The sequence below is a fragment of the Lysobacter sp. TAF61 genome (assembly GCF_052113485.1).
Lineage (GTDB): Bacteria > Pseudomonadota > Gammaproteobacteria > Xanthomonadales > Xanthomonadaceae > Lysobacter_J.
Genome location: NZ_JBFRDH010000001.1, coordinates 527,195 through 547,172, shown reverse-complemented (window position 1 = coordinate 547,172; position 19,978 = coordinate 527,195). Strand labels below are relative to the sequence as shown.

7 protein-coding genes are annotated in these 19,978 nt (G+C 68.7%); 4 read left to right on the top strand and 3 right to left on the bottom strand.

The features are described from left to right. Window positions 1–46: 46 nt before the first annotated feature. On the bottom strand, window positions 47–1,087 hold the full coding sequence (locus AB4Y64_RS02420) for an NAD-dependent epimerase (RefSeq protein WP_441814849.1): 1,041 nt from the start codon (window positions 1,085–1,087) through the stop codon (window positions 47–49). Between the two features lie 58 nt (window positions 1,088–1,145). Then, complete coding sequence (gene tviB, locus AB4Y64_RS02415; RefSeq protein ID WP_441815214.1) at window positions 1,146–2,414, bottom strand: Vi polysaccharide biosynthesis UDP-N-acetylglucosamine C-6 dehydrogenase TviB; 1,269 nt, start codon at window positions 2,412–2,414, stop codon at window positions 1,146–1,148. A gap of 407 nt (window positions 2,415–2,821) precedes the next feature. On the opposite strand from tviB, the gene AB4Y64_RS02410 reads away from it, so the two are divergent. Further along, window positions 2,822–3,625 (top strand): 4'-phosphopantetheinyl transferase family protein, encoded by an 804-nt coding sequence (locus AB4Y64_RS02410; protein ID WP_441814848.1) that lies wholly within the window; start codon window positions 2,822–2,824, stop codon window positions 3,623–3,625. A gap of 197 nt (window positions 3,626–3,822) precedes the next feature. Continuing rightward, window positions 3,823–5,217: a TIGR03013 family XrtA/PEP-CTERM system glycosyltransferase gene (locus tag AB4Y64_RS02405; protein ID WP_441814847.1), complete on the top strand. Its 1,395-nt coding sequence runs from the start codon at window positions 3,823–3,825 to the stop codon at window positions 5,215–5,217. 57 nt (window positions 5,218–5,274) lie between these two features. Here the strand turns inward: AB4Y64_RS02405 and AB4Y64_RS02400 are convergent, their stop codons facing one another. Next, window positions 5,275–6,054 carry a hypothetical protein gene (locus AB4Y64_RS02400; protein WP_441814846.1) on the bottom strand — a complete coding sequence of 260 codons (780 nt, stop codon included), beginning with the start codon at window positions 6,052–6,054 and terminating at the stop codon, window positions 5,275–5,277. Window positions 6,055–6,290: 236 nt separating this feature from the next. Here AB4Y64_RS02400 and AB4Y64_RS02395 point away from each other — a divergent pair, with 236 nt between their 5' ends. Continuing rightward, on the top strand, window positions 6,291–13,781 hold the full coding sequence (locus AB4Y64_RS02395) for an amino acid adenylation domain-containing protein (RefSeq protein ID WP_441814845.1): 7,491 nt from the start codon (window positions 6,291–6,293) through the stop codon (window positions 13,779–13,781). A gap of 2 nt (window positions 13,782–13,783) precedes the next feature. Further along, complete coding sequence (locus AB4Y64_RS02390; RefSeq protein ID WP_441814844.1) at window positions 13,784–19,978, top strand: amino acid adenylation domain-containing protein; 6,195 nt, start codon at window positions 13,784–13,786, stop codon at window positions 19,976–19,978.

Genomic DNA, 19,978 nt, shown 5'->3' with positions numbered 1-19,978 from the left:
AGCAGCGTGCGGCCGATGGGAAACCATCGGCCCTTTTGCTTTTACCTCACGCGTACTGCCGCGCCGGCACTGCGGCGCCGAGGTGGTAGTAGTCGCGGTACCAGTCGACGAAATTCGCCACGCCTTCCTCGACCGTGACCTGTGGCGAATAGCCCATGTCGTCGGCCAGATCGCTGCAGTCGGCTTCCGTTGCCGGCACGTCGCCGGCCTGGAGCGGCAGCATCTGCAAGGTCGCCTTGCGGCCCAGGCATTGCTCGAGCACTTGGATATAACGCAGCAGCTCCACGCTCTGGCGGCTGCCAATGTTGTAGAGGCGATACGGCGCGACGCCGCTGCTGGCCGGGTCGGGCGTATCGCCGCGCCAGCTGTCGTCACGCGTGGGCACGCGATCGAGCGCGCGCACCACGCCGGCAACGATATCGTCGATGTAGGTGAAGCTGCGCTTGTGCCGGCCGTGGTTGAACACCGGTACCGGTTCGCCGGCGAGGATCGCCTTGGTGAAGAGGAACAGCGCCATGTCCGGCCGGCCCCACGGACCGTAGACCGTGAAGAAGCGCAGGCCCGTGCTCGGGATCCCGTACAGATGCGCATAGCTGTGCGCCATCTGCTCGTTGGCCTTCTTGGTCGCCGCGTACAGCGTCAGCGGATGCTCGGTGGGCTGATGCTCGGAGAAGGGCATCGCCGTGTTGGCGCCGTACACCGAGCTGGTCGAAGCGAACACCAGATGCTCGCTGCCATGGCGGCGGCAGCCCTCGAGCACGTGCAGGAAGCCGCTGACGTTGCTGCTGACGTACACGTGCGGGTTTTCCGCCGCGTAGCGCACGCCGGCCTGTGCGGCCAGGTGCACCACCCGCTGCGGGCGATGGCGCTCGAACGCGGCTTCCACCGCGTCGCGGTCGGCCAGGTCGGCGTGCAGGTGGGTGTAGCGCGGATGGCTGAGGAAACGCGCCAGCCGCGCCTTCTTCAGGCCGACGTCGTAATAGCTGTTGAGATTGTCGAAACCCACCACTTCATCACCACGACGCAACAGTTCCAACGCGACATGCGAGCCGATGAATCCGGCCGTGCCGGTGACGAGGACCTTCATCGCAGTGAATCTCCGCAAAGTGGAATGAAATGGTTGAAAGGATTGCCGCGCGCGGGCATCACAGCCTGCCGTCGACCGCGTCGCGGGGCAGCACGTACTTGACGTCGTAGATCACCGACACCGGCTTGCCCAGGGCCTTCACGCCCTGCGCGCCGAGTGCGGCGAACTGGTGGTGGGCCACGGCCACGATCACCGCGTCGTACTGGCCCGCTGCGGGTTCGGCGATCGGGGTGATGCCGTACTCGGCGCTGGCTTCGCCGGCATCCACCCACGGGTCATGGACATCGACGTCGGCGTTGTAGCCGTGCAGCGCATGCAGGATGTCGACCACGCGCGTGTTGCGCAGGTCCGGGCAGTTTTCCTTGAAGGCCAGGCCGAGGATCAGGATCCGCGCTTGCACCGGGTTGATGCCCTTGCGCACCATCAGGCGCACGACTTCGCTGGCGATGTAGGAGCCCATGCCGTCGTTGGTGCGGCGGCCTGCCAGGATCACGTCCGGGTGGTGGCCGATCTCCTGCGCCTTGTGGGTGAGGTAGTAGGGATCCACGCCGATGCAGTGGCCGCCGACCAGGCCCGGCCGGAACGGCAGGAAGTTCCACTTGGTGCCGGCCGCCTGCAGGACTTCCAGGGTGTCGATGCCAAGCTTGTTGAACAGGATCGCCAGGTCGTTGATCAGGGCGATGTTGAGATCGCGCTGGGTGTTCTCGATGACCTTGGCCGCCTCGGCGACCTTGAGCGAACTGGCCTTGTGCGTACCGGCCTCGATGATCGAACCGTAGAGGCGATCGACGAAGTCGGCGGCCTCCGGTGTCGAGCCGGAGGTGATCTTGAGGATCGACGTGAGGCGGTGGTCCTTGTCGCCGGGGTTGATCCGCTCCGGGCTGTAGCCAACGAAGAAGTCGCGGTTGAACACCAGGCCCGACGAGCGTTCCAGGATCGGCACGCACACTTCCTCGGTGCATCCGGGGTAGACGGTGGATTCGTACACGACCACGTCGCCGCGCTTGAGCACCTTGCCCAGGCTTTCGCTGGCACGGGCGAGCGGGCCAAGGTTGGGACGCTTGGCGGCATCGATCGGCGTGGGCACGGTGACGATGTAGACGTTGCACGCGCGCAGGTCAGCCAGGTCGCTGCTGCAACGCAGGCGGCGCGCCGCGGCCAGTTCGGCCTGGTCGACCTCCAGGGTGTTGTCGCGCCCCTGCCGCAGCTCGTCGACGCGGGCGGCATTGATGTCGAAGCCGACAGTGTCGAAGTACTTCGCGAACGCGACCGCCAGCGGCAGGCCGACGTAACCCAGCCCGACCACGCCGACCCTGACGGTCTGCAGCGACGGCGGCGCGAAACTCGCGGTGGCGCCGTGCGCGACGGTGCTGCCGTCCGCGCCGCGTCCTTCGCGAGTGCCGGCGTGGACGTGCCGGCCTTCGAAATCGGTGGTGTCCATGGCGCTCAGCCGCGCTGGCGGCGACGCGCGCCGCGCGTGGGCGTGGACGGATGGCAGCTCTGGCGTGCGCGCATGTTGGCCCCGGTAGGAGGCGACGCCACGGTGGCGACATCCGGCCTCGCTGCAGAGAACGCGTCGGGGCGCCAGAACAGGACGCCATCGATCGCGGCGGTGCCGGTCGGTGCCGGTCGGTGTCGGTTCGCGGCTGTCGTGGCCTCGTCGCGACCCCTGCTGCGTTGAGGGTAGTCGTGATCCACGAGGCAGCTGGCGCCAGGCCGGGGCAGGGGGAATCGATGACACTCATTGCGCCAGTGCGCCCGCTGGGGGTACCGGTGGCCATCGGCGGGGCCATGCCCGAGGCGCCGGACCTGCGTCCTTCGCGCGCGCGTTCCTGCGTGGTGGCGCTGGCCGAGCTGGAAACGTGGCAGTCCTGGCACGACGAGGCATGGGCGCTGCTGGACCCGGCCGAACGGTCGCGGGTGCTGCACCGTCGCCACGCTTCCGACCGCGAAGCGCTGACCATTGCCTACGCCTTGCATCGCGTGGTGCTGGCCGGCGTGCTCGGCATCGCACCGGCGCAGGTGCCGCTGGCGCGCGACGAACGCGGCTGCCCGTGCCTGCCAGGCCTGTCGCTGCACACCAGCCTCAGCCATGCCGAGGGCGTTGCCGCTTTTGCGGTCTGCGCCATGGGGCCGGTCGGCATCGACATCGAACCTTCGCAGCGCGCCAGCGAATTGCCGCAGGTGTCCACCAGCGTCTGCCATGAGGTCGAAGCCCGCCAGCTTGCCGGCATGCGCGAGCCGGCCTATGGCCGCGAACTGCTCGCGTTGTGGGTGCGCAAGGAAGCGCTGCTCAAAGCCGAAGGCATCGGCCTGGAGCGGGAAATGACCAGTTTCGTCGCCGCCGACGGTGCGGTCGTGCCGTTGACGCATCCGGCTGCCGACCGTTCCGGTGGACCGGTGCGCCTGTCGATGCTCGAGATCGGTGCGCGCTGGACCGCGGCCGTGGCCGCTCCGGTGGATGCGGTGATCGAGGGCGTCTGGTTGCGTCCGCTGGGTGGCCGGGTGGTCGCCGAGCCGGCGTTGTACGTGTCGTGAGTTCGTCGTTGGGGGGATAGGCAACGACGGCCGGGTCGATGGCGAGCGCCATCGTGACGAGACCCGCCCACCCCTCGACGCAATGCAACGGTTCCCGCGCCATCACTGAGCAAGGGAGCCCCCACGCAGCGTGTGCGTCAACTGCATGCAGCCCGCATCGAACGGGTATTGCATGCCCCCCGCGGGAGTGCGGTTCCATGGTATTCGCAAAGTCTAGTCGCAAGAATCGAGCGCTCACGCTCATCTGGGTGCTGGAACTGTTGCTGGTGATGGCGGCGGTCGCGGGCGCAGCATGGCTGCGTTTCATGAACGACCCGGAAGGTCACCAGATCTTTTCCGAGAACCTCGCCATCAGGGCATTCATGGTGGCCCTGTTCGTGACCACCTCGATGGCCGCGCTGGGCCTGTACGAAGTGCACGTGCGCCTGAACCGGTTCGAGTTCGCGCTGCGGTTGCTGGTGTCGTTCGCGATCGGCGGCATTGGCCTGATGGTGCTGTACTACCTGGTGCCGGCGGCCTACATCGGACGCGGCGTGATCGTGATTGCGCTGATCCTGGCCATGGCCGGAATGGCGCTGCTGCGCCTTGGCATCCTGCAGGTGTTCGCCGGCGACCTGTTCCGGCGGCGGGTGCTGGTGCTCGGCGCCGGCCACAACGCCGACCTCATCAACAGCCGCATGCGCCGCAACAGCGACCGTCGCGCCTTCACCCTGGTCGGATTCGTGCCGATCGCGGGACAGGAGATGGCGGTGCCGGCGGGCCTGCATGTGTCGGCCGACGGCGGACTGGCCGAGCTGACGCACCGGTTGCAGATCAGCGAAGTCGTAGTGGCGCCGGACGAGCGTCGCGGCGGCCTGCCGATGGAGGACATGCTGGCCTGCGTGCAGCGCGGCGTGGCCATGACCGACCTGTCGACGTTCTTCGAGCGCGAGGCCGGCATCGTCACCACCAACCTGGTCGACCCGTCGTGGCTGGTGTTCTCCGGCGGCTTCGATCATTCGACGTCGCGGTGCATGAACAAACGCTTCTTCGACGTGCTGGCTGCCGCCATGCTGTTGATCGTGACGTGGCCGTTCATGGCGCTGGTGGCGCTGTGCATCCGCCTGGAGTCGAGCGGTCCGATCCTGTACCAGCAGACCCGGATCGGCGAGGGCGGGCGACCGTTCGAGCTGATCAAGTTCCGCAGCATGCGCGTCGATGCCGAAGTTGACGGCGTCGCCCGCTGGGCGCAGACCGGCGACGATCGCACCACGCGGGTGGGGCGTTTCATCCGCCTGACCCGGCTCGACGAACTGCCGCAGTTGTTCAACATCCTGCGCGGCGAGATGAGCATCGTCGGGCCCCGGCCGGAGCGGCCGCAGTTCGTCGACATGCTCAGCCGCGAGATCCGCTACTACGCCGTGCGCCACTGCGTGAAGCCGGGCCTGACCGGGTGGGCGCAGTTGCGCTACCCGTACGGCGCATCGGTGCGCGATGCCGAAGAGAAGCTCAAGTTCGACCTGTTCTACGTCAAGAACCATGGCCTCGCCTTCGACCTGATCATCCTGCTGCAGACGGTCGAAGTGGTGCTGTTCCAGCGCGGAGCGCGCTGAGGTCGAGCGAAGGCAGGAGGCGGCCGCCGGCTCGCAGGCGGCTGCCGGCGGGGAACCCTACTGGGCCTCGTCGGGTTGCTCTTCTTCCTGCACCGGGCGTGGCGTGGCTGCCTGGAGCCGGTTGGGTGGGGCGCTGCTCCAGTCGACGAGATGGCCGTCCTCGAAGCGCACCCAGGACGAGCCGTAGTTCCAGATGTCGTCCTGGACCAGCACCGGCGCTCCCTCGAGCGCGAAGACCGCGCCTTCTTCCATGCCCAGTTCCAGCCTGGGTTGCTGCGGGTCGTAGGCCGGTTCGGATTCCTGCGCGTGCAGGCCGTTTTCGACCTTCTGTTCGAACCGGGTCTCCGACCAGTGCAGCGCGACCATCACCACGATCAGCACCAGGATGGTCACGATCGCCAGCGTCGGCGTGGTCCGGTTGGGCGAAAGGCGACCGCTTGCGATGCGGCTGGCAGGGGTGGTGACGCGCGCCGCGGAAGCGGCTGTTTCGTGGTTGCTGCGGCCAGGCGCCTGTGTCTGCGATGAATGCGTCTGCGATGAATGCGTCTGTGCCGGGTGCGCCTGGGCCGCGTGTGCAGGGTGCACCGTGTGCAGGCCACTGGCCTTGGGCGCGGCGCCCGGCAGGCGGCCGTGGATGCGGTGGAAGCGGATCGCCTTGGAGTAGAGCGCCGTCAGCTCGGTCAGGGCGTCGTGGTCTTCGCTCGTTGCACTGCCTTCGCCGTGGCGGTCAGGGTGCAGTTCGGCCACGCGCACCCGGTAGGCACGCTTGAGGTCCTCGAGGCTGCAGCCTGGCTCCAGCCCGAGCTGGAAGTACAGAAGCGAGAAGTCCTGACTCATGGCCCCCCCTGATTCGGCGCATCGTAGCGCGTACCGGAGCCGTGCGCACAAGCTGGGGCATGGAAGGCCGCTTTGCCGCCTGTACTGCGTTGGAACAGACAAGCGGCAGTGTGCATGCGTCCTGCCTCGCGACATTCGCGGCAAATATTCCGGTCCATTCCCTTGCAATGACTTCAGTGCTGACCGCCATTGCGGCGCGAGCACGTTATCCCTCAGTGGATATCGGGGGATAGAACATGCGTAACACGGGTGCGGGCACGCTGGACGAAGCGCGGGATACGTGTGGCAGCACCGCGCAAGCCGACCTGTCGCTGCTGTTGCCGGCATTGATCGAAGTCCCGGCCGATCGCCCCCGCGGACGCGACCCCACTGACACGCGTGTGCACGCGCAGCAGCTCCTGCCGGCGACTCTACGCACCGCGCTGCAGCTGCTGGCCGACGACCACGGGCAATCGCTGGCGGTCGCCATGCTGGCCGGCTGGGCGGTCGCGCTGTACCGGTTGTCGAACCAGACCGGGCTGGCGGTCGCGGCCGCATTCTCGGTCGATGCCGCGGCACTGCCGGTTCGCTTCGAACTCGACCCGGCTGCATCGACCGCGGACCTGCTGGCCGCCACCGCAGAGCAGCTGTCGCTCGCAGCCAAGGCGCGCGACCAGGGTGAGACCACGGCCGGCTGGCAGATTGGCTTCGCCAGCGGCGACGGCGCGATGGCAGGTGTCGAGCTGGGCCTTCGCATGCGCGACAACGGCGGCATCCTGGAGATCGCGCTGGAAGGCGATGCCGCGCTGTACGACGAAGCCACGCTGCAGCGTTACCTTGGCTACACACGCAACCTGCTGATCGCCGCGACCGCAACACCGGAAGTTGCAACCGGTCGCCTGGCCATGATCGATGCCGACGAGCGCGCCGACCTGCTCGACGGTTGCAACGACACGTACGTCGATTACCCGCTTGACTGCAGCCTGCATGCGCTGATCGAAGCGCAGGTCGCGCGCAGCCCCGATGCCCCTGCGGTGATCGCGAAGGACCGTACGCTGACCTTTGCCCAGCTCAACCGCGAAGCCAATCGCCTGGCGTGCCACCTGCGCGCGCAGGGCGTGGGCCCGGACGACCGCGTCGGCATCTGCATCGAACGCGGCTGGGCGATGGTGGTCGGCTTGCTCGCCATCCTCAAGGCCGGTGGCGCCTATGTGCCGCTGGATCCGGCTTACCCGCACGATCGTCTCGTCCACATGCTTGGCGACAGCGCGCCGAAGGTGCTGCTGACGCAGGCGACGCTGCTGCCGCTGCTGCAGACGCTGGAAGTGCGCTGCCCGGTGCTGGACCTCACCGTCGAACAGCCGGCCTGGGCCGGTGAAGCCGATACCGATGTCGCGGCGCAGGCGCTCGGACTGACCGCGCGGCACCTGGCGTACATGATCTACACCTCCGGTTCGACTGGCCTGCCGAAGGGAGCGATGAACGAGCATCGCGGCATCGTCAATCGCCTGCTGTGGATGCAGGACGCCTACGGGCTCGGTGCGCACGACACGGTCCTGCAGAAGACGCCCTTCAGCTTCGACGTGTCGGTGTGGGAATTCTTCTGGCCGCTGCTGACCGGCGCGCGCCTGGTGATGGCGCGCCCTGACGGCCACAAGGATCCGGCCTATCTGGCATCGGTGATCTGCGAGCATGGCGTGACCACGCTGCACTTCGTACCGTCGATGCTGCATGCGTTCCTCGAGGACGATGCCGCACCCTCCTGCGCGGGCGTGCTCAAGCGCGTCATGTGCAGCGGCGAGGCGTTGCCGGTCGCTCTGGCGGAGCGCTTCCACCAGCGCCTGCCGGGCGTCGAACTGCACAACCTCTATGGCCCGACCGAAGCTGCAGTCGATGTCACCGCATGGACCAGCGCACCGGGCAAGGCGACGTTGAGCGTGCCGATCGGCAAGCCGATCGCCAACACCCGCATGTACGTGCTCGACCCGTGCCTGCAACCGGTGCCGCAGGGCGTGACCGGCGAGCTCTACATTGGCGGCGTGCAGGTCGGTCGCGGTTACCTCAATCGCGACGAGCTCACGGCCGAGCGCTTCGTGGTCGACCCGTTCGCAGGCGATCGGCAGGCGCGCATGTACCGCACCGGCGACCTTGGCCGGTGGCTGCCGGACGGCAACATCGAGTACCAGGGCCGCAACGATTTCCAGGTCAAGATTCGTGGTTTCCGCATCGAGCTGGGCGAGATCGAGGCGCGGCTGATGGAGCATCCGCAGGTCAGTGCCGGCGTCGTGCTGGCGCGCCCCGATGGCGATGGCGACCTGCGCCTGGTGGCCTACTACGTGACCCAGCCGGTCGATGCGGCGATCGGCGTGGAAGCGCTGCGCGCACACCTGGGCCTGCAGCTGCCCGAACACATGATCCCGGCGCATTTCGTCCGCCTGCCGGCGCTGCCGGTGACACCCAACGGCAAGCTCGATCGGCGCGCGCTGCCCGAGCCGGGTTCGGAACGGCCGGAACTGGCCGTGGCATTCGAACCGGCGCAGGGTGCGATCGAGCAGATGATCTGCGCGGCGTACGCGTCGGTGCTGGGCATCGAGCAGGTCGGCCGCAACGACAACTTCTTCGACCTGGGCGGCAACTCGCTGCTGGCGATGCGGCTGCTCGAGCGCGTCCGCCGCGAGCGCGAGGCGACGGCAGGCGAGGGCGCATCGAACACGCCGCTGTCGGCGCTGGATTTCTTCCGTCACCCGACACCGTCGGCACTGGCATCGCTCCTGCAGGGCGGGGCGCAGACGACCATCCCGGCGTCGCGCTTCGGCCGCGCGCCGCGCGAGGGCGCCGCCCGCAACGAAGCCATTGCCATCGTCGCCATGGCCGGCCGCTTCCCCGGTGCCGGCGACGTCGAGGCGTTCTGGCGGAATCTGTGCGAAGGCCGCGACAGCATCACCTACTTCAAGCCCGACGAGCTCGATCCGGCCGTCACCGCCAGCGAGCGCAGCGATCCGGGCTACGTCGCCGCGCGTGGCGTCATTGAAGGCCTGGAGAACTTCGACGCCGCCTTCTTCGGCATCAGTCCGCGCGAAGCCGAGCTGATGGATCCGCAGCAGCGCATCTTCCTGGAGCTGAGCTGGGAATGCCTGGAACGCGCCGGCTACGCGCCCGATGCCACGCCCGGACCGGTCGGCGTGTTCGCCGGCATGAACAACGGCACCTACTTCCAGCGCCATCTCGCGCATCGTCCCGACCTGATCGCCAAGCTCGGCGACTTCCAGGTCATGGTCAACAACGAGAAGGACTACATCGCCACCCACGTCGCCCACAAGCTCAACCTGACCGGGCCGGCGGTGAGCACGCATACCGCGTGTTCGACCTCGCTGGTGGCGATCTGCCAGGCCGTGGACAGTCTGCGCGCCGGGCATTGCGACATGGCCCTGGCGGGCGCGGCGTCGGCGACGTGTCCGCCGCGCAGCGGCTACCGCCACATCGAAGGCGCGATGCTCTCGCGCGATGGCCACACCCGCACCTTCGACCGCGAGGCCACCGGCACGGTGTTCAGCGATGGCGCGACGGTGGTGCTGCTCAAGCGCCTGGACGACGCGCTCGCCGATGGCGACCCGGTCTATGCCGTGATCCGCGGCGCCGCCGTCAACAACGACGGTGGCCACAAGGCCAGCTTCACCGCGCCCAGCAGCGAAGGGCAGGCTGCGGTGATCGCGATGGCGCACGCCGACGCGGGCGTCGACCCGCGCAGCATCGGCTATGTCGAGGCGCACGGTACCGGCACGCCGCTGGGCGATCCGATCGAGGTCGAGGGGCTGACGCGCGCGTTCCGTCGCAGCACCGCCGACACTGGCTTCTGCCGGATCGGCTCGGTCAAGAGCAACGTCGGCCACCTGGTCATCGCTGCTGGCGGTGCGGGCGTGATCAAGACGGCGCTGTCGCTGTGGGAGCAGCGCATCCCGGCGTCGCTGCACTACCAGCAGGCCAATGCATCGATCGATTTCGCCACGACTCCTTTCATCGTCAACGACCGCCTCAGCGACTGGCCCGCGGGCAATGCGCCGCGGCGCGCCGGCGTGAGCTCGTTCGGCGTGGGCGGAACCAACGCCCATGTCGTGATCGAAGAAGCGCCCGCGCGCGACGAATCCGAGCGGGGGCAGGGCCCACAGTTGCTGGTGCTGTCGGCGCGGACCCCGGCGGCGCTGGCGCGTTCGGCCGAGCGCCTGGCAGACCATCTGGCGGCGCAACCGCAGGCCAACCTGGCCGACGTCGCCTGGACCCTGGCGGTGGGCCGCAAGGCCTTCGCACACCGTGTGTGCGTGGTGGCTGACGACGTCGCCGCCGCCGTGGATGCACTGCGCACGAACGAGCTGACCGCCGCGGCGACACGCAGCCGGCCGGCGCGTTCGAGCGAGGTCGTCTTCATGTTCCCGGGGCAGGGCTCGCAGTACGCCGGCATGGGCCGTGGCCTGTACGCCAGCGAGCCGGCGTTCCGCGCCGCCTTCGACGAGTGTGCCGACCTGCTGCGCGCCGAACTCGGCTTCGATCTGCGCGAACGCGTCTTCGCCGGCAGTGCCGAGGACCTGCAGCCGACGGCCACGATGCAACCAGCCACCTTCGCCATCGAGTACGCGCTGGCGCGGATGTGGATGAGCCACGGCGTGATGCCGGCGGCGATGATCGGCCACAGCGTCGGCGAGTTCGTCGCCGCCGCGCTGGCCGGGGTGTTCACGCTTGCCGATGCACTGCGCCTGGTCGCCCGCCGCGGCGCGCTGATGCAGGCGCAGCCGACCGGCACCATGATGTCGGTTCGCCTGGCGCTGGACGCACTGCTGCCGCGACTGCCGGATGATCTTTCGCTGGCGGCCGAGAACGCGCCCGGTGCCTGTGTCGTGTCCGGTCCGGACGACGCGATCGCGCGGTTCCAGGGGCAACTGGAGTCCGACGGCGTGGCGTGCCGGGTGCTGCATACCTCGCACGCCTTCCACTCCTCGATGATGGACGACGTGGTCGCGCCGTTCCGCGCGGAAGTGGCGGCGGTGGTGCGCAGTGCACCGGCCGTGCCGCTGATGTCGACGGCAAGCGCGCAGTGGCTCGATGACGAGACGGCCATGTCCGCCGAGTACTGGGCACAGCACCTGCGCGAGCCGGTCCGTTTCGCCGCCGCGCTCGAGCGACTGGTCGATGAGCGCCCGCGCGTGCTGCTGGAAGTCGGCCCGCGGACCACGCTGGCCACCCTGGCGCGGCAACACCCGGGCGTGCAGCGCCAACCGGCCGTCGCAGTCTCCACGCTCACCGATTCGCCGGACGCCGAGGAGGCGTGCATCCGCAACGCCGCCGGGCAGCTCTGGTGCCGCGGCGCCGCCATCGACCCGGCCACGTTCGACCGCCGCCAGCAGCGCCGCCGCGTGCTGCTGCCGACCTATCCCTTCGAGCGGCAACGTTTCTGGGTGGAAGCGCCATCGGCGATCGCCAATGTCGTTCCGCACCCTGCACTGAACATCACCACGGATCTGGAGATTCCCATGCCGCACCTCGTCGCGTCCCCCACCACCCAGGACGTCGGCTCGCCTGCCCAGAGCGCCGTAGCCGCCGATCGTCGGCCGGCGCTGATCGGCCGGCTGCGCGATGTCTTCGAGGACGTGGTCGGTTTCGATCTGTCCGATGCCGACAGTGAAGCCAACTTCATGGAGCTCGGCCTGGACAGCCTGATGCTGACCCAGGTGGCGACGCAGTTGCAGCGGACCTTCGCGGTCAGCGTCACCTTCCGCCAGCTGATGGGCGAGTTCTCGAGCCTGGAGCGGTTGTCGAAGATGCTCGACGAGCGTCTGCCGCCGGAGGCGCCGCCGGCGCCTGTCGCCGCGCCGGCGCCGGTTGCGAGCGCAGCGGTGGCGCAGGCCGCCGTGGCAGTGGCAGCGCCGCAGGTCATGGCGATGCCGGCGCAGGCATTGCTTGGCGCAGCCCAGGGCGACTTTGCCCGTACCCTGATCGCGCAGCAGATGCAGCTGATGCAGCAACAGCTGGCGTTGCTGACGGGGGTGCCGGTCGCCGTTGCCGCGCCTGCAACGGTTGCGGTGGCCCCGGCTGCCGCCGCAGTCGCTGCCGCTCCAGTCGCCGCTGCTCCAATGTCCGCCGCCCCGGCCGCACCGTCTGCCGCCACCGACGCGACTGCCGACCCCGAAGCGGCCGCGCTCGCCCACACCAAGTACGACGTGCAGAAGGCGTTTGGCGCGATCGCCCGCATCCACAACGCGCGCCAGGATTTCAACGATCACCAGCGCAAGCGCCTGGCCGAGTTCATCGCGCGCTACCTGGCGCGCAGCCCGAAGTCGAAGGCATACACCCAGCAGCACCGTGCCCACATGGCCGATCCGCGCGTGGTCAACGGGTTCCGGCCGGCGCTGAAGGAGATCATCTACCAGATCGTGATCGGGCGTTCCAAGGGTTCGCACCTGTTCGACATCGACGGCAACGAGTACATCGACGCCACCAACGGCTTCGGCATGAGCATGTTCGGCTGGCAGCCGGACTTCGTGCTCGATGCGATCCGCCAGCAGCTGGACCTGGGCTACGAGATCGGCCCGCAGCATCCGCTGTCGGGCGAGGTGGCCAGGCTGATCTGCGATTTCACCGGCCACGACCGCGCCGCGCTGTGCAACACCGGTTCGGAAGCCGTGCTCGGCGCGATCCGCATCGCCCGCACCATCACCGGCCGCAGCACCATCGTCACCTTCAACGGCTCGTATCACGGCATCAACGACGAAGTGATCGTGCGCGGCACCAAGAAGCTGCGCGCGGTGCCGGCCGCGCCCGGCATCCTGGCCAACACCGCCGAGAACGTGCTGGTGCTCGACTACGGCACGCCCGAATCGCTGGAGATCATCCGCAGCCGTGCCCACGAACTGGCCGCGGTGCTGGTGGAGCCGGTGCAGAGCCGTCGTCCGGATTTCCAGCCGGTGGAGTTCCTGCGCGAGGTCCGCAAGATCACCGAAGACGCCGGTGCCGCGTTGATCTTCGACGAAGTCATCACCGGATTCCGCAGCCATCCGGCTGGCGCGCAGGCGCTGTTCGGCATCAAGGCGGACCTTGCGACCTACGGCAAGGTCATCGGTGGCGGCTACCCGCTCGGCGTGGTCGCCGGCAGGCGCGAGTTCATGGACGCCCTCGACGGCGGCCACTGGCAGTACGGCGACGATTCGGTGCCCACCGTCGGCGTCACGTACTTCGCCGGCACGTTCGTCCGCCACCCGCTGGCGCTGGCTGCGGCCAAGGCAGTGCTGGAGCACATGAAGGAAGTCGGGCCGGCATTGCAGGAGCAGCTCACTGCGCGCACGACCGCGTATGTCGATGAGCTCAATGCATTCCTGGAGGAGGTCGGCGCGCCGATCAGCATCAAGCGCTTCGCCTCGCTGTGGCGCACGCAGTTCCTCGAAGACCACCCGATGCAGGAACTGCTGTTTGCGATGCTGCGCAGCCGCGGGGTCCACATCGTCGACAACTTCCCTTGCTTCCTGACCACCGCGCACAGCGAAGCCGATGTCCAGGCGATGCTGAAGGCCTACAAGGAGTCGGTGCTGGAACTGGTGGAAGCGCAGCTGCTGCCGGGCCGCCTCGGGCCGCCGCCGGTGGTGATGGATCCGAACCGTCCGCCGGTGCCAGGCGCGCGGCTCGGTCGCGAACCGGACGGACGCCCGGCCTGGTTCGTGCCCAACGAAAGCGAACCGGGCAAGTACCGCAAAGTGGGAGCATGAGCATGGCGGCCATCGTGCAGACTCCGCCCAGCGATACGGTCGACTACGATCCGTTCGCTGACGGCGTACTCGATCGCGTCGTACCCACCACCGAACCGCAACGCGAAGTCTGGCTTGCCGCCCAGCTCGGCGACGACGCCACGCTCGCGTTCAACGAGTCGGTGTCGCTGCATCTGCGCGGCCGCCTCGATCGTGCCGCGCTGCACGCCGCCCTGGGCGATCTGCTGCAACGCCACGACGCACTGCGCTCCAACTTCGGCCCCGATGGCGAAACGCTGTGCGTGCGCGAAGTGGCGCAACTGCCGCTGCCCGTCATCGACCTGTCGGCGCTGGCGCCGCCAGCCCGCGATGCGGCGCGCCTGGAGCGGCAGCGCCTCGCGGTGGAAACCGGATTCGAGCTGGCCCACGGCGAGCTGTTCCGCGCCGAACTGCTGTGCCTGGGAGAAGACGACCACGTCCTGCTGCTGACCGCGCACCACATCGTCTGCGACGGCTGGTCGTGGTGGCTGATCGTGCAGGACCTGGGCCAGCTGTACGGCAGCCGTTGTGGCGCCCCGGTCGCGCCGATCGCGCCGGCGGTAGCGTTCTCCGAATACGCGCTGGCGCAGGCGATCCACCCCGACAGCGCGACCGCTGCCGGCGACGAGGCCTACTGGCTGTCGCGCTTTGCCAGCGGCGCACCCGTGCTCGACCTGCCCACCGATCGGCCGCGTCCGGTCCGGCGCAGCTTCGCCTCGCGCCGCGAGGACCACCTGCTGGACCCGGAACTGGTCGCCGCGGTGCGCCGCATGGGCGCACGCCGTGGCGTCAGCCTGTTCGCGACCCTGCTGGCCGGCTTCGCCTGCGTGCTCTCACGCCTGGCCGGGCAGGACGAGGTCGTGGTCGGCATCCCGGCGGCCGGGCAATCGGTCGACGGCAACGACCAGCTGGTCGGCCACTGCGTCAACCTGCTGCCGCTTCGCTTCGGCATCGAGGCCAAGGATGCCTTCGGCAAGGTCCTCGATGACGCCCAGTCGACCCTGCTCGACGCCATCGACCACCAGCGCTACACGTTCGGCACGCTGCTGAGCAAACTGCGGATCGAGCGCGACCCGGGGCGCCTGCCGCTGTGCAGCGTGATGTTCAACATCGACCAGGCGCTGGAACGCGAGACCGCCGGCTTCCCGGGCCTGACCCTGGAATTCAGCAACAACGCGCGCAGTTTCGAGAACTTCGAAATCTTCATCAATGCCGTGCAGACCCAGGGCGGAATGCGCCTGGAGTGCCAGTACAACAGCGACCTGTTCGACGCCGACACCGTCGGCCGCTGGCTGGCCGCCTACGAATCGCTGCTGCGCGACGCCGTGGCCCGGCCCGATGCCGATGCCAGCGCGCTGTCGGTGGTCAACGCCGCCGCCTACGCCGAGCTCAATGCGCTGCAACCGGAGCCCAGTGCATTCGACCGGCAGTGCCGGATGCATGAGTACTTCGAGCGGCAGTGCGATCTCACCCCCGGCCGCACCGCACTGATCTTCAACGGGCGCGCGGTCTGCTACGCCGAACTGGAGGACCGCTCCAACCGCATCGCCCAGCTGCTGCGCAGTCGCGGCGTGCGGCGTGGCTCGCTGGTCGGGCTGGTGCTCGATCGCGGTGTCGACATGCTGGCCGGCCTGCTCGGCACGCTCAAGGCCGGCGCCGGTTACGTGCCGCTGGATCCGCACTTCCCGGCCGAACGCCTGACCTACATGGCCGGCGATGCCGGCCTGGCGGCGCTGCTCACGCAGCAGGCCCATGCCGGCAATTTCGACCTGCGCGGCAGGCCTGTACTTGCGCTCGATGCGCTCGAAGACGAACTGGAAAGCCTGCCGGGTGAGCGCCTGGGTCGTGACGCGATGGCGGCCGAGCCGGAATCGATCGCGTACGTGATCTACACCTCCGGCTCGACCGGGCGGCCCAAGGGCGTGCAGGTGCCGCACCGTGCGGTCAGCAACTTCCTGGCCAGCATGCAGCGCGAGCCCGGCATCGTCGACAGCGACCGGCTGGTCGCGGTGACGACGCTGTCGTTCGACATCGCCGTGCTCGAACTGCTGCTGCCGTTGAGCGTCGGCGCGCAGGTGGTGCTGGCCGACCGCGACACCGCCACCGACGGCGTTGCACTGGCGCAACTGGTGCGCAGCAGCGGGGCGACGATCATGCAGGCCACGCCGGCCTCCTGGCGCCTGCTGCTGGACGCGGACTGGAAAGGCGACACGAACTTCAAGATCCTCTGCGGCGGCGAAGCCCTGCCGGCCGACCTGGCCGCGCAGCTGCTGCAGCGCTGCGGTTCGCTGTGGAATGTCTACGGCCCGACCGAGACGACGGTGTGGTCGACCTGCGCCCACGTCGTCGCATCGGCGCAGGGCAAGCCGGCCGACATCCACATCGGCCGCCCGATCGCCAACACCCAGGTCTGGATCCTCGACCCGCAGGGCGGCCTGTGCCCGCTCGGTGTGCCCGGTGAAATCTGGATCGGTGGCGATGGCGTCACCCTGGGTTATCTCAATCGCGCCGAACTGACCTCCGAGCGCTTCATCGACGATCCCTTCGCCAAGACCCCTGGCGCGAAGCTGTATCGCACCGGTGACCGCGGTCGCTGGCGCCAGGACGGCGTGCTCGAACACATGGGCCGCCTGGATTTCCAGGTCAAGGTCCGTGGCTACCGCATCGAACTGGGTGAGATCGAAGCACTGCTGGCGACCCATGCGGGTGTGGCGCGCGTGGTCGTTGCCGCGCGCGAGGACCGCCCCGGCGACGTGCGCCTGGTTGCCTATGTCGTCGCCGCCGAAGGGCACGCTGCCGAAGGGCACGCTGCCGAAGGGCACGCGGTCGACGAGGCACAACTGCTGTCGCACCTGCGCGGCTCGTTGCCCGATTACATGATCCCGCAGCACCTGATGCTGCTCGATGCGATTCCGCTGTTGCCCAACGGCAAGATCGACCGCAAGTCATTGCCGGTGCCCGACATGAGCGCGCGCGCCGCCGGGGAGCGCATCGCACCGCGCAACCCGCTCGAACGCACCATCGCCGAGGCCATGGCCAAGGTGCTGGGCGTGGCCGAGCTCGGCGTCGACGACGATTTCTTCTCGCTCGGCGGCCACTCGCTGCTGGCGGCGCAGCTGACTTCGCGACTCAACAAGGAACTGGGCATCGCGCTGTCGCTGCGGGCGCTGTTCGACGGCCCGACGGTGGCGAAGCTGGCGCGCCTGGTCGACGCCTACCAGCGCGAGCACGGCGGCGAAGGCGCGATCGTGCGCGAGCCAATCGTGCACCTGGCCGACCAGTCGCACGGCCCGATGTCGGTGATGCAGGAACGCCTGTACCTGCTGGAGCAGTTCAACCCGGGCCAGATCACCTACAACACGCCGTCGGCGCACCGCCTGCGTGGTCCGCTCGATACCGAGGCGTTCCAGCGCGCCGTGCAGGCGATGCTGCAGCGGCAGTCGGCGCTGCGCACGTCCATCGAGCTGGTCGATGGCGAACCGATGCAGGTCGTGCACGATCATGTCGCGCTGGACATCCGCGAGGTCGAGGACCTGAGCCACTTCGGCGACGACGTCCGCGACGGCGAAGTCTCGAAGCGCCTCGATACGCTGATCAAGCAGCCGTTCCGGCTCGACCAGGCGCCGTTGATCGCCTCGCGCCTGTTCCGGTTGGGCGCGGAGGAACACGTGTGGTTCTTCATGCCGCACCATCTGATCTGGGACGGCTGGTCGTTCGACCTGATGTACACCGAAATGTCCGAGCTGTACCAGGCGCAGGTCGAGAACCGCGCACCGGTGCTGCCCGAACTCAGCGTGACCTACCTCGACTACTCGGTCTGGCACCGGCAGTGGCTGCAGGGCAGCGAGTACGCGAAGCAGCTGGCGTTCTGGCGCGACCGCCTCGGCGGCGCGGGGCAGGGCGTGGAGGCATTGCCGACCGACCTGCCGCGGCGACCGGGCATGTCCGGTCGCGGCGTCACGCGACGCGTCAATGTCTCGCGCGCCACCACCGAGACCCTGCACGCCGCCGCGCTGAAGCTCGATGCGACGCTGTTCATGGTGCTGCTGACCGCGTACTTCACCCTGGTCAGCCGCACATCAGGACTGCGCGAGCTGATCGTCGGCACACCGGTGCGCGGCCGCAACAGCGCCGAAGTGGAACCGCTGATGGGCTACTTCACCAGCCTGCTGCCGCTGCGGGTGGAGCTGGATGCATCGATGACGTTCGCCCAGGCGCTGGCCCGGGTGAAGGACATGGTGCTCGACAGCTTCGGCCATCCGGACGTGCGCCTGGAGGACCTGGTGCGCGAGTTGAGCATGCGCAGCCGCGAAGGTGGCGCGGTGCTGTACCACGCGCTGTTCTCGTTCCAGGACATCCGCAAGCGCGTGACCCACTGGGGGCCGCTGGAGCACGGGCGCTTCCCGGTGTTCCAGACCGGCGCCACCCAGGACCTGGGCATGTGGCTGGTGGAGCAGGACGAAGGCCTGTCGGGCGGATTCATGCACAACGCCGACATCTTCCACGCCGAAACCGCCGACCTGCTCTATAGCCGCTACCTGCAACTTCTCGAGCGCATCGGCCGCGATCCGGCGATGACCCTGGAAGCGCTGACCACGTTCGACGACGGCCAGCCGCTGCTGTTCGGCCGGCCAGCCGCGGAGGCCGCGGTCGATGCGCCTGCCGCGCAGGAACCACCGGCCGGGGCGGTCGCATTGACTGCTGCGGCCAACGATGAAGACCTCGATCCGCTGGCCGCGCGCCTGCTCGAGATCTGGCGCGACCTGCTGCGCAACCCGCGCATCGTCGCCGACGACGACTTCTTCACCCTCGGCGGCCATTCGCTGCAGGCAGTGCAGATGTTCCACCGCTTCAACCACGAGACCGGCATCAACCTGCCGCTTGCGACGCTGTTGAGCGCGCGCACGGTGCGCGCGCTGGCACTGGCCTACCGCCATGCCGGCGCCCATGCCGAAGGCGAGGAGAACGCATCCGCGCGCCCGGACCCGTGGGCGCCGCTGGTGCCGATCCGTACGCACGGCGATGGCCTGCCGTTCTTCCTGGTGCATGCCGTCGGCGGCAACGTCCTCAACTATCGCGCCCTGGCGGAGGCGTTGCCGGAAGGGTTCCCGATCCATGGCCTGCAGGCGCTCGGGCTCGACGGCCGGACGGCGCCGCTGGAGAACATCCAGGCCATGGCCGAGCGCTATGTGCGCGAGATCCGTCAGCTGCAACCGCACGGTCCGTATCATCTGGCCGGCGGCTCGATGGGCGGCATGATCGCCTATGAGATGGCGCAGCAACTGGTCGCCGCCGGAGAACGGGTCGGGCTGCTCGCACTCATCGATACCTCCGCCGAGTTCGGCAGCCGCTACCGCGAGAGTGTGCGCAATGGACTGGTCGCGCGCGTGCGCCGCTTGCGCCAGCGCATGCAGGGGCAATCGTTCGGTGAACGCATCGCCACGATCAGCGATGCGGTCAATCGTCGCATCCAGGCCCGGCAGTTGCGCCAGCACGCCGAGCAGGCACGCCTCAGCGGTGCTCCGCTTCCGCACGACATCCGCTACGCCGAGCTCGAGGCGGTGCACACCCGCGCCTACGTCAACTATGCGGTGCAGGCCTATCCGGCTGCCGTGGTGCTGTTCCGCGCCAACGAACAGCCCGCGCACCTGCGCGACAAACCGGCGCTGGGCTGGGAGTCGCTGGTCGACTCGATCCGCATCATCGCCATTCCCGGCTCGCACCGCGGCCTGGTCGAAGCGCCGGCGCTGGCGCGGGCGCTGGGCGCCACCATCGTCCGTGCCCAGGCTGGCGCCACGGAAGATCTCGCTGCACTGGCGCTGTCCGGCCTGGACGATCCCGGCAACGACGAGTCGGTGACCGACACCGCCGCCATAGACGCAGCCGACCCGCGCTGCGCCTACCTTCGTGGCCTGTGGAAGGAACTGCTGGGCACGGAGGTCAGCCATGCGGACAACTTCTTCGACCTGGGTGGAAACTCGATGCTCGCGGTGCAGATGTCCAGCCGCGTCGCCAAGGAGACCGGCGTGCGAATCCAGCTGATGCGACTGGCGACGCAGAGCCTGGCGCAGATCGCCGCCGAGCTGCCGGCTTCGGCCGGCAGCCAGGAGGAAAGCGGCGTCGCCTCGCGAATGGCGCGCCAGGTCAAGCGTCTGTTGCGCACGGGGATCGTCGAGTGA